17 protein-coding genes are annotated in these 13,247 nt (G+C 45.4%); 7 read left to right on the forward strand and 10 right to left on the reverse strand.

The window, feature by feature from the left end; all coding sequences use genetic code 11:
• The first annotated feature begins 40 nt into the window (after positions 1 to 40).
• Positions 41 to 229, forward strand: a complete 189-nt coding sequence (locus ACLD71_RS08075) for a YheV family putative zinc ribbon protein (protein ID WP_411994083.1) — start codon at positions 41 to 43, stop codon at positions 227 to 229.
• A 120-nt stretch (positions 230 to 349) separates the two neighbouring features.
• Here ACLD71_RS08075 and ACLD71_RS08080 read toward each other — a convergent pair whose 3' ends face one another.
• The 5 genes from ACLD71_RS08080 to folE2 form a co-directional block, all read right to left on the reverse strand.
• Complete coding sequence (locus ACLD71_RS08080) at positions 350 to 826, reverse strand: hypothetical protein (protein ID WP_411994085.1); 477 nt, start codon at positions 824 to 826, stop codon at positions 350 to 352.
• Positions 816 to 1,754 carry a hypothetical protein gene (locus tag ACLD71_RS08085; protein WP_411994086.1) on the reverse strand — a complete coding sequence of 313 codons (939 nt, stop codon included), beginning with the start codon at positions 1,752 to 1,754 and terminating at the stop codon, positions 816 to 818. The genes ACLD71_RS08080 and ACLD71_RS08085 overlap by 11 nt, the downstream gene beginning before the upstream one ends.
• A gap of 303 nt (positions 1,755 to 2,057) precedes the next feature.
• Positions 2,058 to 2,525: a Fur family transcriptional regulator gene (locus ACLD71_RS08090; protein WP_137673778.1), complete on the reverse strand. Its 468-nt coding sequence runs from the start codon at positions 2,523 to 2,525 to the stop codon at positions 2,058 to 2,060.
• 28 nt (positions 2,526 to 2,553) lie between these two features.
• The gene (locus tag ACLD71_RS08095; protein ID WP_411994088.1) at positions 2,554 to 3,159 is read right to left on the reverse strand and encodes a DUF1826 domain-containing protein; all 606 of its coding nucleotides are present in this window, start codon (positions 3,157 to 3,159) and stop codon (positions 2,554 to 2,556) included.
• Entirely contained in the window at positions 3,159 to 4,112 is a 954-nt protein-coding gene (gene folE2 / locus ACLD71_RS08100; protein WP_411994090.1) for a GTP cyclohydrolase FolE2, read from the reverse strand. The genes ACLD71_RS08095 and folE2 overlap by 1 nt, the downstream gene beginning before the upstream one ends.
• A 169-nt stretch (positions 4,113 to 4,281) precedes the next feature.
• On the opposite strand from folE2, the gene ACLD71_RS08105 reads away from it, so the two are divergent.
• From ACLD71_RS08105 to ACLD71_RS08125, 5 genes are read left to right on the forward strand one after another with little or no spacing between them, the layout of a single operon-like run.
• Positions 4,282 to 5,022, forward strand: a complete 741-nt coding sequence (locus tag ACLD71_RS08105) for a metal ABC transporter ATP-binding protein (RefSeq protein WP_411994091.1) — start codon at positions 4,282 to 4,284, stop codon at positions 5,020 to 5,022.
• A gap of 1 nt (position 5,023) precedes the next feature.
• The gene (locus tag ACLD71_RS08110) at positions 5,024 to 5,920 is read left to right on the forward strand and encodes a metal ABC transporter permease (protein WP_411994093.1); all 897 of its coding nucleotides are present in this window, start codon (positions 5,024 to 5,026) and stop codon (positions 5,918 to 5,920) included.
• A complete protein-coding gene (locus ACLD71_RS08115; protein WP_411994095.1) occupies positions 5,917 to 6,942 on the forward strand; it encodes a metal ABC transporter solute-binding protein, Zn/Mn family in 1,026 nt (341 codons plus the stop codon). The genes ACLD71_RS08110 and ACLD71_RS08115 overlap by 4 nt, the downstream gene beginning before the upstream one ends.
• A gap of 56 nt (positions 6,943 to 6,998) precedes the next feature.
• Positions 6,999 to 7,619 carry a DUF1007 family protein gene (locus tag ACLD71_RS08120; protein ID WP_411994840.1) on the forward strand — a complete coding sequence of 207 codons (621 nt, stop codon included), beginning with the start codon at positions 6,999 to 7,001 and terminating at the stop codon, positions 7,617 to 7,619.
• An 8-nt stretch (positions 7,620 to 7,627) separates the two neighbouring features.
• Positions 7,628 to 8,623, forward strand: coding sequence for a nickel/cobalt transporter (locus tag ACLD71_RS08125; protein WP_411994097.1), 996 nt, complete (start codon positions 7,628 to 7,630; stop codon positions 8,621 to 8,623).
• Between the two features lie 42 nt (positions 8,624 to 8,665).
• On the opposite strand, the gene ACLD71_RS08130 is transcribed toward ACLD71_RS08125, so the two are convergent.
• Genes ACLD71_RS08130 through ACLD71_RS08140 form a run of 3 tightly spaced genes read right to left on the reverse strand, consistent with a single transcriptional unit; the run spans position 8,666 to position 10,380 of the window.
• Positions 8,666 to 9,163 (reverse strand): GNAT family N-acetyltransferase, encoded by a 498-nt coding sequence (locus tag ACLD71_RS08130; RefSeq protein WP_303515901.1) that lies wholly within the window; start codon positions 9,161 to 9,163, stop codon positions 8,666 to 8,668.
• Positions 9,164 to 9,176: 13 nt separating this feature from the next.
• Positions 9,177 to 9,398 (reverse strand): SlyX family protein, encoded by a 222-nt coding sequence (locus ACLD71_RS08135; RefSeq protein WP_137673786.1) that lies wholly within the window; start codon positions 9,396 to 9,398, stop codon positions 9,177 to 9,179.
• Between the two features lie 4 nt (positions 9,399 to 9,402).
• Positions 9,403 to 10,380, reverse strand: a complete 978-nt coding sequence (locus tag ACLD71_RS08140; RefSeq protein ID WP_411994099.1) for a WD40 repeat domain-containing protein — start codon at positions 10,378 to 10,380, stop codon at positions 9,403 to 9,405.
• A gap of 147 nt (positions 10,381 to 10,527) precedes the next feature.
• On the opposite strand from ACLD71_RS08140, the gene fkpA reads away from it, so the two are divergent.
• Entirely contained in the window at positions 10,528 to 11,292 is a 765-nt protein-coding gene (fkpA, locus tag ACLD71_RS08145; protein WP_137673788.1) for an FKBP-type peptidyl-prolyl cis-trans isomerase, read from the forward strand.
• A 92-nt stretch (positions 11,293 to 11,384) separates the two neighbouring features.
• Here fkpA and ACLD71_RS08150 read toward each other — a convergent pair.
• Together ACLD71_RS08150 and rsd are read right to left on the reverse strand one after the other, a co-directional pair.
• A protein-coding gene (locus ACLD71_RS08150; protein ID WP_411994101.1) for an IS3 family transposase occupies positions 11,385 to 12,589 on the reverse strand; the annotation gives its coding sequence in 2 pieces (ribosomal slippage) (positions 11,385 to 12,202 and positions 12,202 to 12,589; 1,206 coding nt in all).
• Between the two features lie 97 nt (positions 12,590 to 12,686).
• A complete protein-coding gene (gene rsd, locus ACLD71_RS08155) occupies positions 12,687 to 13,166 on the reverse strand; it encodes a sigma D regulator (protein ID WP_137673789.1) in 480 nt (159 codons plus the stop codon).
• Positions 13,167 to 13,247: the final 81 nt, after the last annotated feature.

The following is a 13,247-nucleotide window of genomic DNA, read 5'->3' on the forward strand; positions in this document are numbered from 1 at the left end:
ATGTCGCATAGCAACATGGCAGTGCAAACTAGAGTTAACTATGGCAAAACATCGTTTTATTGCGGGCGCAGTATGCCCAGAGTGTGAAGAGCAAGATTCTATTCGTTTAATCGTTGAGCAAGTGAACGGTGAAGAGCACGAGCACATTGAGTGCGTAAGCTGTAACTACCATGCAGAACGCCCCAAACAGCAAGAAGAAAAAGACATTATTGGTTTGTTTAAGCCTTAGTATTAAAGGTAGCTCTGAGTGCCTAGAGGATGCTTTGTATTAATGCTGTCCTTCGGGGCACGACTCTTGTAAATAACCTTACTCTTTTTCGATAATGGAGATTAGTAATCTTCATGAGAATTACTCAAACAATCGTTTTTGTAACGCTTGCCTAAATTCTACCGGATTTTTACGCAGAGCCTCATGGTAGGCGACGAAGGCTTGATATTTAGCTGATGACATCAGCCAGCTAGCTAGTAATGGAAAGGCAATAAACATTAATCCAAACCATTTATCGTCGTGTTCAACTATTAAAGCATATAGTAGATAGCTTGCTAATTGAAAGTATACATTTAACCGATTCACTTTAACTGCGTGAGGTCTACCTCGAATTATCAGTACATTTGTGGCTACAATGATCAAGGTGATTGTCAATCCAAGCACGCCATTAAATGCTAAGTATTCGTCAACTGTAAATTTTCCGAATATTTCCTGGAATAATTCTACGACTAAAACGGTGGCGATGCCGCCACCGATAATAATAGTCATGATAACTGAAATACCTACGACAAAAATCCACATAGACAACTCATGCTTTTTAAAAAAACTATCTGTCATCAGCTCCAAGCTCCTCATAAATGCCTATCGCTAGAGTCTTTATCGTTCCACCGTAGGCACTGCCTACAATGCTTAAACTTGCTCCAACTGCATCTTTAACGTTGAGTGATACGGCATTGACAATTGCCTGGCTACTGTAGCGTTTAGCTAGTTTACTTGAGTTTGTGAGTGCTTTAAGTGTTTTTTCGCTAATGCCTGGTAGATTGAGCCGGTGTATCTCTAAAGTTATACGCTTTCTTTCGGCCCGACTAAAGCCCTTTAGTATTTCAATTTTTGATTTAGAAGTAGTTAGGCTCAACGTTTTAAACATTTTTATAGTTGTAGCTCCGGCCGCCGCAGCACCACCCAATGAGATGACGTCTAGCGCGGTACTAGCAGCGTTATACCATTCCATTGTATCCAGCTTATCCAGAGCTTCTGGATTACTTTTTTCTACATATGAACGCCCAGCGCCGTTAAAACACTGAACAGTAGAAGCTGTGGCCGCTGCGATGCCTAAATAAGTGACTGCTGCACTTGTCCCCCCTGTTATGGGTATTGCTGTTGTTGCTCCTACAACAACGACCCAACTTAATACTGCCGCACCGCAACTTAATCCTGTATTAAGCAATTCTCCCGTCAACTTACTTTCTCGGCGTGAAGCTTTCAACTCGCTGGCATATTTGACTGCAGATACTTGCTTTGGAGGTTCTCTTAATATCAATCGAATTGGATTTATGCGACATACGGGTTTAAAAGGGCGTAGGGTAACAACCGTGAATTCAGAGTCGATATAAACTACGCCAGCCCCTGATGTGTTTTGATCCGAATCTAAAGATTTAAAAATGCGCGAGAGATTAAGTTCGCTTTGTAATCGCTGCTTGAGCTGTTTCTCTTTGTTTTCTTGAAAAGGTGAGCGTAGTAATGCATTAGACATCATCATTTCCATCGATAATTATTAGCAAGCTTCTTTAATTAAAGCGCCGATACTTTACTAACAAATCAATCATTTTGATACAATCAATCATAGTGTTTATATGCAACGTAAAATAAATTAAATAACTCAAAGGGCTTACGATACGGCAGTTGTTGGATATGAGTTAAAAATGAACGTCTAAACCTAATTCTTTGCTTACCAAGTGGACAGACATAATGAGTGTCTGGCTCAATCTCGAAGTTTCTACGTTAGGGAGCCGAACTGCTACTCCACATTTAGATTGTTCAGCGATAATAGAAAGTGGAGTTAGCGATTTTACTTTTGACTCTGTTTACAATCCTTACACAAACAACTCAGCTCCAGTTGTGGGCTGAGTAAGTGATAACCCACTTGTTGAGCGCGATTATCTATTTCGTCGATTAAATGCTGGGGAATGGTGATTTCTTCAACGCTTTGGCAATTTTGGCAGATTAAAAACTGCGAGACTTGATGATGACACTGTTCGTGAATATGCGAGCAAGCCACAAACTTGTTTTGAGATTCTAATCGATGAACCAGTTGGTGTTGGGCAAGAAACTCAAGGATTCGATATACCGACATTGGCGGCATAGTTTGTTCGGCTTGCTGATTGTAAATATCCAGTATTTCGTAGGCCGACATTGGCTTTTGCTGCTGTAGCAATACCCGCAAAATTTGCTCCCGCTTCACGGTTAAACGCGCGCCGGAATCTTTGCAACGGTGAGTTGCACTATCTACGATACTTTGGTCACTCTGTCGGGTCATTGTCATCCAAAATTCTGGTTAAATGTGGCTAACTGGCGAAATCTACACTCAGCAATAAACGAGGGTATACCTCTTCTGATGTGGGCGAGCGATGCATTAAACCGTGCTCACTCTCTTCGTCCCAAGCTTGCCCTTTTAATAAGGCGACTGCAAACAATGGCAGGTCTTGTAATGGCGGTTGGCTGGGCTGCTCGGCTAAGCGGCTTTTGGTCAATACACTGTACTGCGTGCCTGCGCCTAGGTAACTCAGTAGCAAGCGGCATGGTACCTGATCACAGTGTAGTTTTGGACACATAGTTTGCTCTAGTTTGACCAAGCGCATACCAATTACGTCGAGTTCGAATAAGCAGCTAAACATATCGCACACTAGCACTAGGTCATCAATCATGGCTTGGCGGCCTGGGCCTGGCGGTAGTTTTTCACTGATATAGCTTGCTACTTCGTTGGTATTGAGCCTGGCAGAAATTCCTCTAAAAGTACTTTGCTCATCTACCAAGCTGGCGGCGTATTCGGCTATTTGAGGATCTGGTTGGCGTTGCCACACTGCTAGCTCGGTTTGATTGCTATAGATCTCGGTGAGCGCTTGGGCGGTTGCGCCAGTATTAACTACTGACGTGGTGGTTGGCATGTTCATTATCGACTTCCTTGAGCAAATTGTGGCTGTAGTTTCACTGTTGAGGTGCGTGGCGATACCTGAGCAAAGGCGTTATGCGCATGTAAGCTTTCGAGATGCCTTACTTGAATCGCAATATTGGGATAAAGCGGTGTAAGCTGCTGGGTGAGGCGTCGGCTAATATCTTCTACAAACATTAAGTTCTCGCCATTTAGCTCGGCAAAGGCTTGTTCGTCGGCGCGTTTTACGCTGGTTTGTACTGGAGTGGCGATAATCGCTTCTAGTTGTTCAATCAAGTTGACCAAGCCTAAAGCTTTAGAGTGCGTGGGTAATGGCAGTGATACTAAGGCCACACTGCGTTGGCTGTGGGGTGTGGCAAGGGTGCCATTTTGTTTAAGCCAGGCTGCGGCTTGTGAAGGGCTTAAGGTTTTATCTTCGCCAAAGTGCTGTAAAAATTGGTGGGCTAAACTTTCTCTGACAAGGGCGGCAGAGCAAGGGCAGGTTGAGGAATACTGCAGTTCGACTTGTAAGGCAACAGAAAGCGCTTGTCCTTGTATTAATTCGGCAGATAAGGTGATGGGGTAACGCTGCCAACCAGCAGGGCTATTGCTGACTAAGGCGGGGCGCTTTAACAAAAACTCGAACTGTAGTTCTATTCTCGCAGCGGTAGAGCGAACGTCTGAATGGCTGCTTAACACTTGCGCCAAACAGTGATCTAGAGATTGGCGAGTGAGTGCTTGCTGAGCCAATTCGTTAAGCAAAAAGTAAAGCCGCGACATATGAATTCCCCGCGCAGCTTGCTCGCCGCCAGGTAGATCGACGGCGATACTGGCACTGGCGTGGCTATGGGTTAAGCCTGCTGGCTCATCTAAATAAACCGGTACCGAAATATCATCCATACCCACCCAGCTAATTGAGGGCTGATGTGTGGTTAGCGATGAACTGGCTACATCGGGCAGTTGGGATCTCAACAATTTCTTCTCTTTACATTATAAGTTTATGAATGATACGTTATATCATATCATTTGTATTGGTGGCGATGAAGCTATGCATTTTTATTATCTCGGCTTGGCCGCGCGTTTGTGTTCGTTAGTGTTAGTGGCGGCGCTGCTCATCTTATTAACCTATGGAGCCGTTTAGGTTATGCAAGCGATTGTTGAGATGGATGCGCTGACAATTGGCCACCACGCTAATCAAGCCATAGTAAATAACGTGCAAGCCTTTATCCCCAGCAATGGCATGCTGGCGCTGGTTGGCCCTAACGGCGCTGGAAAGTCGACGTTATTAAAAACCATTTTAGGCGTGATTAAGCCCTTGAGCGGTGACTTGGTTTACCATATCAATCCTCGTCACGACATTGCCTACATGCCTCAGTTATGCAGCGTAGAACGTAGTTTCCCTATCAATCTCAAACAGTTTGTAAGTGCCGGTTTATGGGCAAAAACAGGTTGGTGGCGACCTATGCGACGTTACCAGCATGAGGTGCAACAGGCACTGGTTCAGGTGGGGATCGAAAACTTAGCCTCCAAGATGTTAAGTGAACTATCGGGCGGGCAATTACAGCGAGCCTTGTTTGCGCGGATGTTATTACAGCGCAGCAAATTAATGCTGCTTGATGAGCCTTTTAACGGCGTAGATGAGGCGACTGTATCGGTATTACTTGAGCAACTAAAACGTTGCCAAGAAAATGGTGCGACTATTGTTGCTGCAATACATGATTTGGAGTTAGTTAAGCAGCACTTCGAGTATTGTTTGTTGTTTAAAGAGGGCGGGGTTGTGCAAGCTAGCAGTGATGAACTGTTTACTCCTCATTACTCTGCAGTGGCGAAGCCCTCAATAAGGGTTGTTGAGTTTGTTGGTCAAGACTTAAAGCGGGCGAACTAACATGCTTGATTTAATATCCTTACTGTTTGCCCCCTTTATTGATTACCAATTTATGCGCCGAGCGCTGGTGGGTTGCGCTACTTTATCGCTGGGAACCGCTCCCATTGGGGTGTTTTTAATGTTGCGGCGATTGAGTTTAACTGGCGACGCGATGGCTCATGCCATTTTGCCCGGGGTAGCCTTGGCCTATTTGTTGTGTGGTTTGTCGGTGGTAGCAATGACCATTGGTGGCCTAGTCGCTGGTTTACTGGTGGCAATGTTGGCCGGCGCTACAGCGCTTAAAACTAAAAGCAGTGAAGACAGCACCCTCGCGGCTTTTTATTTGAGTTCACTCGCTTTAGGCGTGTTACTCATCTCTGCCAAAGGCAGCAATATCGATCTCTTGCATGTTCTTTTTGGCACCGCCTTAGCGCTGGATGATACCGCGTTCACGCTGCTATTGATTACCTGTGTTTGCAGCTTGGTGGTGTTTACTCTTATCTACCGACCACTGGTACTGGGAACGCTTGATAAAGACTATTTAGATAGCTTTGGTAGCAGCGGAAAAGTGGCTCATTTGGCCTTTATGTTTCTGGTTGTGGCCAACTTAGTAGCGGGTTTCCATGCGCTAGGAACGCTAATGGCTGTAGGCCTAATGATTTTACCCGCTTGTATCGCCAGATTTTGGACCCGCAAGCTAGAGCCCATGTTGCTGTTGTCGATATTGCTCAGCGTTGCTGCCTGTTGGGCCGGGCTGTTGTTGTCTTATTACTTTGGCTTTTCTACCAGCCCAAGCATTGTGCTGTTGCTAGCCGCTTGCTACCTCATTTCTGTGGTGTTTAGTCCACTCGATGGGTTACTTCGTAGTGGCAAACCAACTCCCTCTTTTAATCATAACAATAAGGATATGCTCTTATGATTCGCCGTTTTATTGTCAGCCTTGCACTCTCTCTATTTGTGCTTCTTCCAACGATTAGTTTGGCCGCCCCGGTACAAGTAGTGACCAGTTTTAGTGTGCTAAAAGACTTAGTAAAGCAAGTAGGGGGAGAGCAAATAGAGCTGACTAATCTTGTAGGGCCGAACGGAGATGCCCATGTTTATCAACCCTCACCCGCAAACGCGCAAGCAGTGGCCCATGCTGATCTGTTAGTGATAAACGGTTTGGGTTTTGAAGGTTGGATGGAGCGCTTAGTTGAAGCTGCAGATTTTCAAGGTTTAATGCTTGCCGCTACTGATGGCATTGATGTGATTCATCTGGAGGAGCATGACGATGAATCCGAGGCTACACACCATGATGAGCACGAAGCACATCATGAAGACGAGGCTACTCACCATGATGAACACGAAACACATCACGAAGATGAAGCTGAACACCATGAGGAGGGTAAAGAAGATCATCATGCTCATCACCATGGCGAGTTTGACCCACATGCTTGGCATAGTGTGATAAATACGCGTACTTATGTTCACAACATACTTGCGGCGCTGGTAAAGGTATCACCCGAAAACAGAGCCTACTTTGAAGAAAACGCCGCGCGTTACCTTAGTCAGCTTAAGCAGCTGCAAACACGGTTAGCGGCCGAAATGGCTTCGGTTCCTGCAAACAAACGTAATGTGATTACCTCGCATGATGCCTTCGGCTACTTGGCTAAAGACTATGGCTTTCACTTTACCGCTCCACAAGGCATGAGTACCGAAGCAGAAGCGTCTGCTGCCGATGTGGTTAACATTATCAAACAAATTCGCCAGCAAAATATCCAAGCCGTATTTGTAGAAAATGTATCTAATCCGCGTTTAATCGAGCAAATAGCCCGCGAAACTGGCGTTAACATTGGCGGTGAGCTGTATTCCGATGCTTTAGCAAGCGAGGAACAAGCCGCTGGGACCTACATAGGAATGATGGAGCATAACATCTCCACCTTAGTGAATGCGCTCAAGTAGCGGTTTTAGCGAGTCCAAAGGTGCTTAAAACAAGTAGGGCGCTGTGTGTGGCTGCCATGCTATGCATGGCGCCCTTATTGGTGAGCGCACACCCTCATTCATGGATAGATGTGCGAAGTTATGTGGATGGAAATAACCAGCAAATTAACGGGATAAGCATGGTGTGGCAATTTGACCCTATGACCTCTGCTTATATGTTGGACGGCGAAGATCTAGACGGTGTTAATCGCCAGCCAACCTTGATCCGTATGGCTCAAGACTTAGTGATTAACATTAGCGATTTTGATTATTTTACCAAGGTTTATTGGAACCAGCTGCCAGTCGAGTTGGCCGGAGCTAGCATGCAACGGATTACCATTGAAGGGCTCAAGGTGAGTTTTAGTTTTTACCTGTCGTTCAAACAGCCTATTTCAATGCAAGCTATTTCAATGGGACAGGGGACCTTAGATATCCGTGTTTTTGATCCCAGCTATTACATTGATATGTCCTGGCGCGATTCAAACGATCTTGCTCTCGCGATTGAGTTACAAGCTGCGTGTAGTCAAAAAATTATAGAGCCAAGCCCTAGCTCAGAACAAATGAGTTATGCATTGGCGCTGCCTGCTGATGCTAGCCCTGATAACGCTTTAGGTAAATTATTTACTCAGCAGGGCGTGATTACCTGCGAATCACTGTAAGGATGTAAATGATGCGCCGTCACCATCGCTCTGTGCTGCTATTGGCCTGTCTATTGTTAGTTGTGGGCGGAAGCAGTATTTATCTGTGGTTGTCATTTCCTCAGCTGTGGATGCAATCTAAGCGCTGGCAAATGGAACTGAGTCGCTACATTAGTGAGCTGTTGAGCTTGGCATCGCAACATCCGGCAAAGGCAATGTGGACAACGTTTTTAGCTAGCCTGAGCTATGGGGTTTTACACGCAGTTGGGCCGGGGCATGGCAAGGTGATTATGGCCAGTTACTTGAGTACTCATCCGGCGAAACTTAAGACCAGCCTTAAACTCTCTTTATCTGCGGCTATGCTGCAAGCGCTGGTGGCTATCACCTTGGTGAGTACCCTGCTATTTGTTATGGACAGCAGCATTAGTCAACTCAATATTCAGGCTGAACGGCTGGTTCAGTTGAGTTATATCGCGATGATATTACTGGGCCTAATTGTGGCTTGGAAGGGCATTAAACAATACCGAAGCTCGCAGAAAAAACTGAATCTGGTGAATATTGGGCCACGGCTTACTGGCCAAGAGCTTAAGACCAATACAGTGCCTTTTACGCCACTGTTAAGCCCACACAATAACGATTGTGAATGCGGGCATAGCCACGTAGCAAGTTCAGCGTCATTAACCGAGGCCAGCAACTTGAAAGACTATTTCGCTATTGTTGTCAGTATTGGTATGCGGCCATGCAGCGGGGCGCTAATGGCACTGATATTTGCAAAATCTTTAAATGTTTATTGGTTGGGAGTAGTCAGTGCGCTGTCAATGGGATTGGGCACGGCGATAGCGATCGGTTTGCTTGCTTGGCTATCATTATCGGGAGGAGGACTGGCTAAGCGTTATGTTTCCTTAACCGGCCAAAAATATCGCGTGCTGCGCTTAGGTGTAAAATTGGCTGCCGCAGGCTTAATTTGTTTAGTGGGGCTCGTTATGCTGAAAAGCCAGTCCTTATTATTCTCACCGATATTGTGAAATAACCATGAGCAGTTTTGGGATACGCATGGTGTTAGCTTATTAAGCTAAGGTTTTGCCCAAAATTGTCAGGCTATAATCTTGCTGATCCATTCTTGCCACATTTGGCAGCTGGCCCCAGTCTTGATAACCAAGCTTTTCAAACAAGGCAAGGCTAGGCACATTATGACTAAATATGAAGGCCAACAGTATTTCTATTCCCAGTTCTTGGGCAATGGGTTCGGCGGCAAGTAACAAGCGTTTGCCTAAGCCTTTACCGCGCTGGTCTTCAGCTAAATAGAGACTGATTTCGGCGCTATGTTGGTAAGCTGGGCGACCATAAAAATCACTAAAGCTTAACCAAGCAACCACTTCCCCGGCTTGTTCTATTACGTATAAAGGGCGCTTGGGGTGTTGGTGCTGCTTAAACCATTGAAGGCGTGAGGCTACCGTTTGTTCTTCTGTATCGGCTGTTACTTGGCGAGAGGCTACGATCGAGTTGTAGATCTCTACAATGCGAGGAAGGTCGGCTTCAAGCGCCAGGCGAAAGGCTACAGACATGTCAGTATTCCACTTAGTAATGCGGTGGCGGTGTTTCTTGCTCTTGAGGGGCGACGGCTGCGCTGCCATCGCCTTCAAACAATTTGGCGCGAATAAGCTTAAACTGATGTTGTAGCGTTTCTAGCTGATTTTGTTGATCTTGTAGGGCAAGGTTTAGCTGCTCGATGGTATCTTCTTGAAAGGCTATTTTGGTTTCAAGGCGTTCAATAACGCCGTCTAATTCTTGCTGATTCATACCGCTACTTCTTTAATTCCCAAACTTCGACTAAACCGCTCGAGCTGGCGCTCGCTAGCTGGCCATTATCGAGCATCGCCGCACTATACACAACCGCGCTTTTGGGACGTGTTTTTTTGGTAGGAGTGACTAGCCAATGTTGCAGTGCTTGGCCACTTGCTACATGCCAAACGCTTAATTTTCTGGCGGCTGAGCCAGTAAGTAACCACTCGCCTTGATTAGCAAAGCTCACATATGAAAATATGTTTTGTCGAGCGGTAAGTTTTAGCTGGCTAACTTGCTCGCCGCTAGGAATGGCCCATATTCGGGCTAGCTTGCCGTTATCGGCAGTAAACGCGTATTTACCGTTAGACTCTAAAGCGACTGATGATACCCGCCCTTGATGCGGAAAGCGCAAAATAACTTGAGCGGTTTGGGTATCCCAAAATAGTGCTTGGTAATCGTTACCGCCGGTGAGGGCGTAACGGCCATTAGCGGATAGCGCCACTGTGTTAATTTTTTCGCTGTGACCTAAAAACTCTAAGCGACGGCCAGAGAGTAGGTCGAGGTGGATGACTTTGCCATCGCCTAAGCCAATCAGAACTTGTTGACCATTGCTGGTTAAGGCAATGTCGCGAATGCTTGATTCACTGAGCTTCCAATAACCTAGCGCTCTGCCACTGGCGATATCCCACACCACAAAATCATCACGGCTGGCACTTATGGCATAGCGATTACCCTCGGCAATTTTAACCAAAAAGACTTGGTTGTTGGCTTGGTTTTGATGATCCCACTGAAATAGCTGACGTTGTTCTTTTACATCCCACAGGCTTAAACCATGGTGAATAGAAGAGACCAAACTGAGGCTGCCGTCAGACGAAAAATCGGCAGCATAAGATCCGTCAGTAGCTTGCTCCCAGCTGCGAACAGGAGGTGAGTCGTCGCTACAACTGGTCAATAGCAGAGTAAAGCTATAAATTACAAATAACTTAATAATTGTCATTTTTTTGCGTTTTTTTACGGAACTGTCACTAGGTTGTGTTGACTAATAGGGTTAGTATAAGGGCTTTGCGGGCTAAGTGTTTAATTATTCACAATGATCTTGCACGCTATGCCACAGATTTAATGCGACTTAATTGGAGATAAATGAATGAAAAAGTATTTTGCCGTGTCGGTTTTGGCCGCCTCGATATTAGCCGTTACTGGCTGTCAGGAAGAGAAAGCTGAAGCTCCAGCGGTAGCTCAAGTAGCCTTAGAGAACGAAGGTCAACAGCAAGCCTATGCAATTGGTGCTTCTGTATCTCGTTACATTGCCACTACACTTGAGCAGCAAAAAGAATTGGGTCTTGAATTAGATAACGCATTAGTTCTTAAAGGCATGCAAGACGGTTTAAGTGGCGAAGTAGCCATGTCTGAAGAAGAAATTCAGCTAGCACTTAAAGCACTAGACGAGAAACTTGCTGGATTGGTAGAAGCTAAAACGGCTGAAGATGCAGCTGCAGCTCAAGCTGAAAGCGCTAAGTATTTGTCAGATAACGCTGCTCGCGAAGGCGTTTCAGTGACTGAATCTGGTCTACAGTTTGAAGTATTAACTGACGCTGAAGGCGACAAGCCAAGCGCTGCTGATACAGTAACTGTTCACTACAAAGGTACCCTGACTGACGGAACTACTTTTGATAGCTCTTACGACCGTGGTGAGCCAGCAACGTTCCCACTAAACCGTGTGATTCCAGGTTGGACCGAAGGTGTTCAACTTATGTCTAAAGGCGCGAAGTACAAATTCTTCATCCCTTCAGAGCTAGGTTACGGTGAAAACGGCGCAGGTAGCATTCCACCTAACTCAATCTTAGTATTTGAAGTTGAGTTGATGGAAATTGAAAAAGCTGATGCAGCGGCAGAAACGCCAGCTAGCTAATCAATAGCTTGATCAAAAAAACGCAGCATTTAGGTGCTGCGTTTTTGTTTATAGCAAATGACCCGTCCTGATATGGGTTGACACTTGATTAACTAAAACGCTCGATGCACTTCATCGGGCGTTTTGTATTTTAGTGCCTCGTGAGGCCTATATTCATTGTAGAGCTTAACCGATTCATCGACCATTTTTCGTGCCTCATTTAAGTCTGTAGGTTTATTCAGCAAGTACTCCATCTTTAGTATTCCATTTATTCTCTCCGCAAGGGCGTTCTGATAACAGTCATAACCGTCTGTTATCGAACAAGATACATCGTGCTGACGGTGTATCGCCTGATATTCATTGGAGCAATACTGAACACCTCGGTCCGAATGATGAACAAGCTCCCCTATAGACCTTCGTTCCTTCAACGCATTTAAGAATGCTTGTTTGACCGTGTAAGCTTTCATATCCTTACCTAGGTGATATCCCACTATTTTTCTTGAGTAAGCATCCGTCACTAGACTGAGGTACGCTTCACCGCTACGCGTCGCCAAGTAAGTGATGTCAGCCACCCATAACTGCTCTGGTTTATCGGGTATTAGGCCTTCTTTTATGCGGTTAGGATGGCAGTAAAAACGATGATTGCTATTTGTAGTTCGATGGTAAGCCCTTCGATTATGAACTAATAATCGATTCATTCTTAGTAAAGAGAATAAGCGGTCTCGGCCAATATCGATAGCATTCTGGGCAAGTAGGTACTTGAGCTTACGAGCCCCGATACGAGGGTGCATCATTCTTTGTACTTTCACAAAGTTGAGCACTGACTCATCTTTTTGTATTTGGTGAGCCTGGGCAATACCGCGCTTGTAAAAAGCTTGCCGTGTAATACCCATGAAGTGACAGGCTTTCGTTACAGTTAACTTTCGGACCGCTTTTTCCTTAATAACTCGGCCTTGCGCTTCTTTGAGAGCCGAACTCCGAAGTCTCTATCCATGACTTTTACCACCGCTTCAAAGAAATCAGCTTTCATCTGAGAGTCTTCTAGCTGCTTCTCTAGCTCTTTAATGCGTTGCTCTGGGGTTTGAGGCGAAGAAGAATTTGACATAGCAGTACCTACCATTCTCGTATGCTCTATTCCTTTAGACCAATCTAGTCGACCATGTTTGCGAAGCCAAACTAAAACGGTAGAGCGACCTTGGATCCCATAACGGTCCTGAGCTTGTCGATAAGACATTTCGCCTTTTTCAACTTGGTCTACCACTGCCAATTTAAAGGCAAGAGAATAATTTCGTTGGGTACGTTTACTGGTTGTTTTCATGACACTCTCCAATTTCATGTTGGATATGTGTCAACCTTATTTAGGACGGTACAAAAATAATAAAAAAGGCCTCTTGTGAGGCCTTTTTATTTGGTTTTTATTCTGCGGCAGCGCTTTGTTGGCTGTGCTGGTATAAATGGTCGAGTAATTCATCTTCTACTGCGAAGCGCTCTTCCATTTCTTGTCCCAGCTGAGATAAGTCTCTGTCGAAGCTGTTGAGCTCGATGTCTTCACTCACTTCGGCGTACTTGTCGTTAAAGGCCAGTGCGGTGTCAGTGGTTTCGGTAATTTGCGGTAATAAGCTTTCGCCAGGTTTGGTATCACCATCGTTGGCGCATTCACTCACAATTTGCTCGTAGATTTCAAAATGACCTGTTGATGCGTAATCAACTAACTGTTGGCAAAATTGGGTAATCGCCGGCAGCGGCGGTAGCGAGCGTTCAGCGGTGTCGTAGGGCGGTAGACCTGCTAATTCACAGTAGGCAATTAACAATTGTTTTCTAGCGTCTAACCAAGCATCGATAACTTGGCTGGCGCCTCCCCATTTGGCTTGAGCTTGTTCAAGTTTGCTTAGCATTGCCCTTGCTCCTAAATCCCTAAAGAATATAACTATAACTAAATAAAATCGGGGCTTTCGTCAACCGATATTTAGTTTAAG

The sequence above is a fragment of the Agarivorans sp. DSG3-1 genome (assembly GCF_046774965.1).
Classification (GTDB): Bacteria; Pseudomonadota; Gammaproteobacteria; order Enterobacterales; family Celerinatantimonadaceae; genus Agarivorans.

Coding starts and splice junctions, on each gene's coding strand:
- ACLD71_RS08120 (WP_411994840.1), top strand. CDS start 6,999: ATGCTATGCATGGCGCCCTTATTGGTGAGCGCACACCCTCATTCATGG.
- ACLD71_RS08115 (WP_411994095.1), top strand. CDS start 5,917: ATGATTCGCCGTTTTATTGTCAGCCTTGCACTCTCTCTATTTGTGCTT.
- ACLD71_RS08105 (WP_411994091.1), top strand. CDS start 4,282: ATGCAAGCGATTGTTGAGATGGATGCGCTGACAATTGGCCACCACGCT.
- ACLD71_RS08130 (WP_303515901.1), bottom strand. CDS start 9,163: ATGTCTGTAGCCTTTCGCCTGGCGCTTGAAGCCGACCTTCCTCGCATT.
- ACLD71_RS08090 (WP_137673778.1), bottom strand. CDS start 2,525: ATGACCCGACAGAGTGACCAAAGTATCGTAGATAGTGCAACTCACCGT.
- ACLD71_RS08085 (WP_411994086.1), bottom strand. CDS start 1,754: ATGGAAATGATGATGTCTAATGCATTACTACGCTCACCTTTTCAAGAA.
- ACLD71_RS08140 (WP_411994099.1), bottom strand. CDS start 10,380: ATGACAATTATTAAGTTATTTGTAATTTATAGCTTTACTCTGCTATTG.
- ACLD71_RS08135 (WP_137673786.1), bottom strand. CDS start 9,398: ATGAATCAGCAAGAATTAGACGGCGTTATTGAACGCCTTGAAACCAAA.
- ACLD71_RS08125 (WP_411994097.1), top strand. CDS start 7,628: ATGATGCGCCGTCACCATCGCTCTGTGCTGCTATTGGCCTGTCTATTG.
- ACLD71_RS08110 (WP_411994093.1), top strand. CDS start 5,024: ATGCTTGATTTAATATCCTTACTGTTTGCCCCCTTTATTGATTACCAA.
- ACLD71_RS08080 (WP_411994085.1), bottom strand. CDS start 826: ATGACAGATAGTTTTTTTAAAAAGCATGAGTTGTCTATGTGGATTTTT.
- rsd (WP_137673789.1), bottom strand. CDS start 13,166: ATGCTAAGCAAACTTGAACAAGCTCAAGCCAAATGGGGAGGCGCCAGC.
- ACLD71_RS08075 (WP_411994083.1), top strand. CDS start 41: ATGGCAAAACATCGTTTTATTGCGGGCGCAGTATGCCCAGAGTGTGAA.
- ACLD71_RS08095 (WP_411994088.1), bottom strand. CDS start 3,159: ATGAACATGCCAACCACCACGTCAGTAGTTAATACTGGCGCAACCGCC.
- fkpA (WP_137673788.1), top strand. CDS start 10,528: ATGAAAAAGTATTTTGCCGTGTCGGTTTTGGCCGCCTCGATATTAGCC.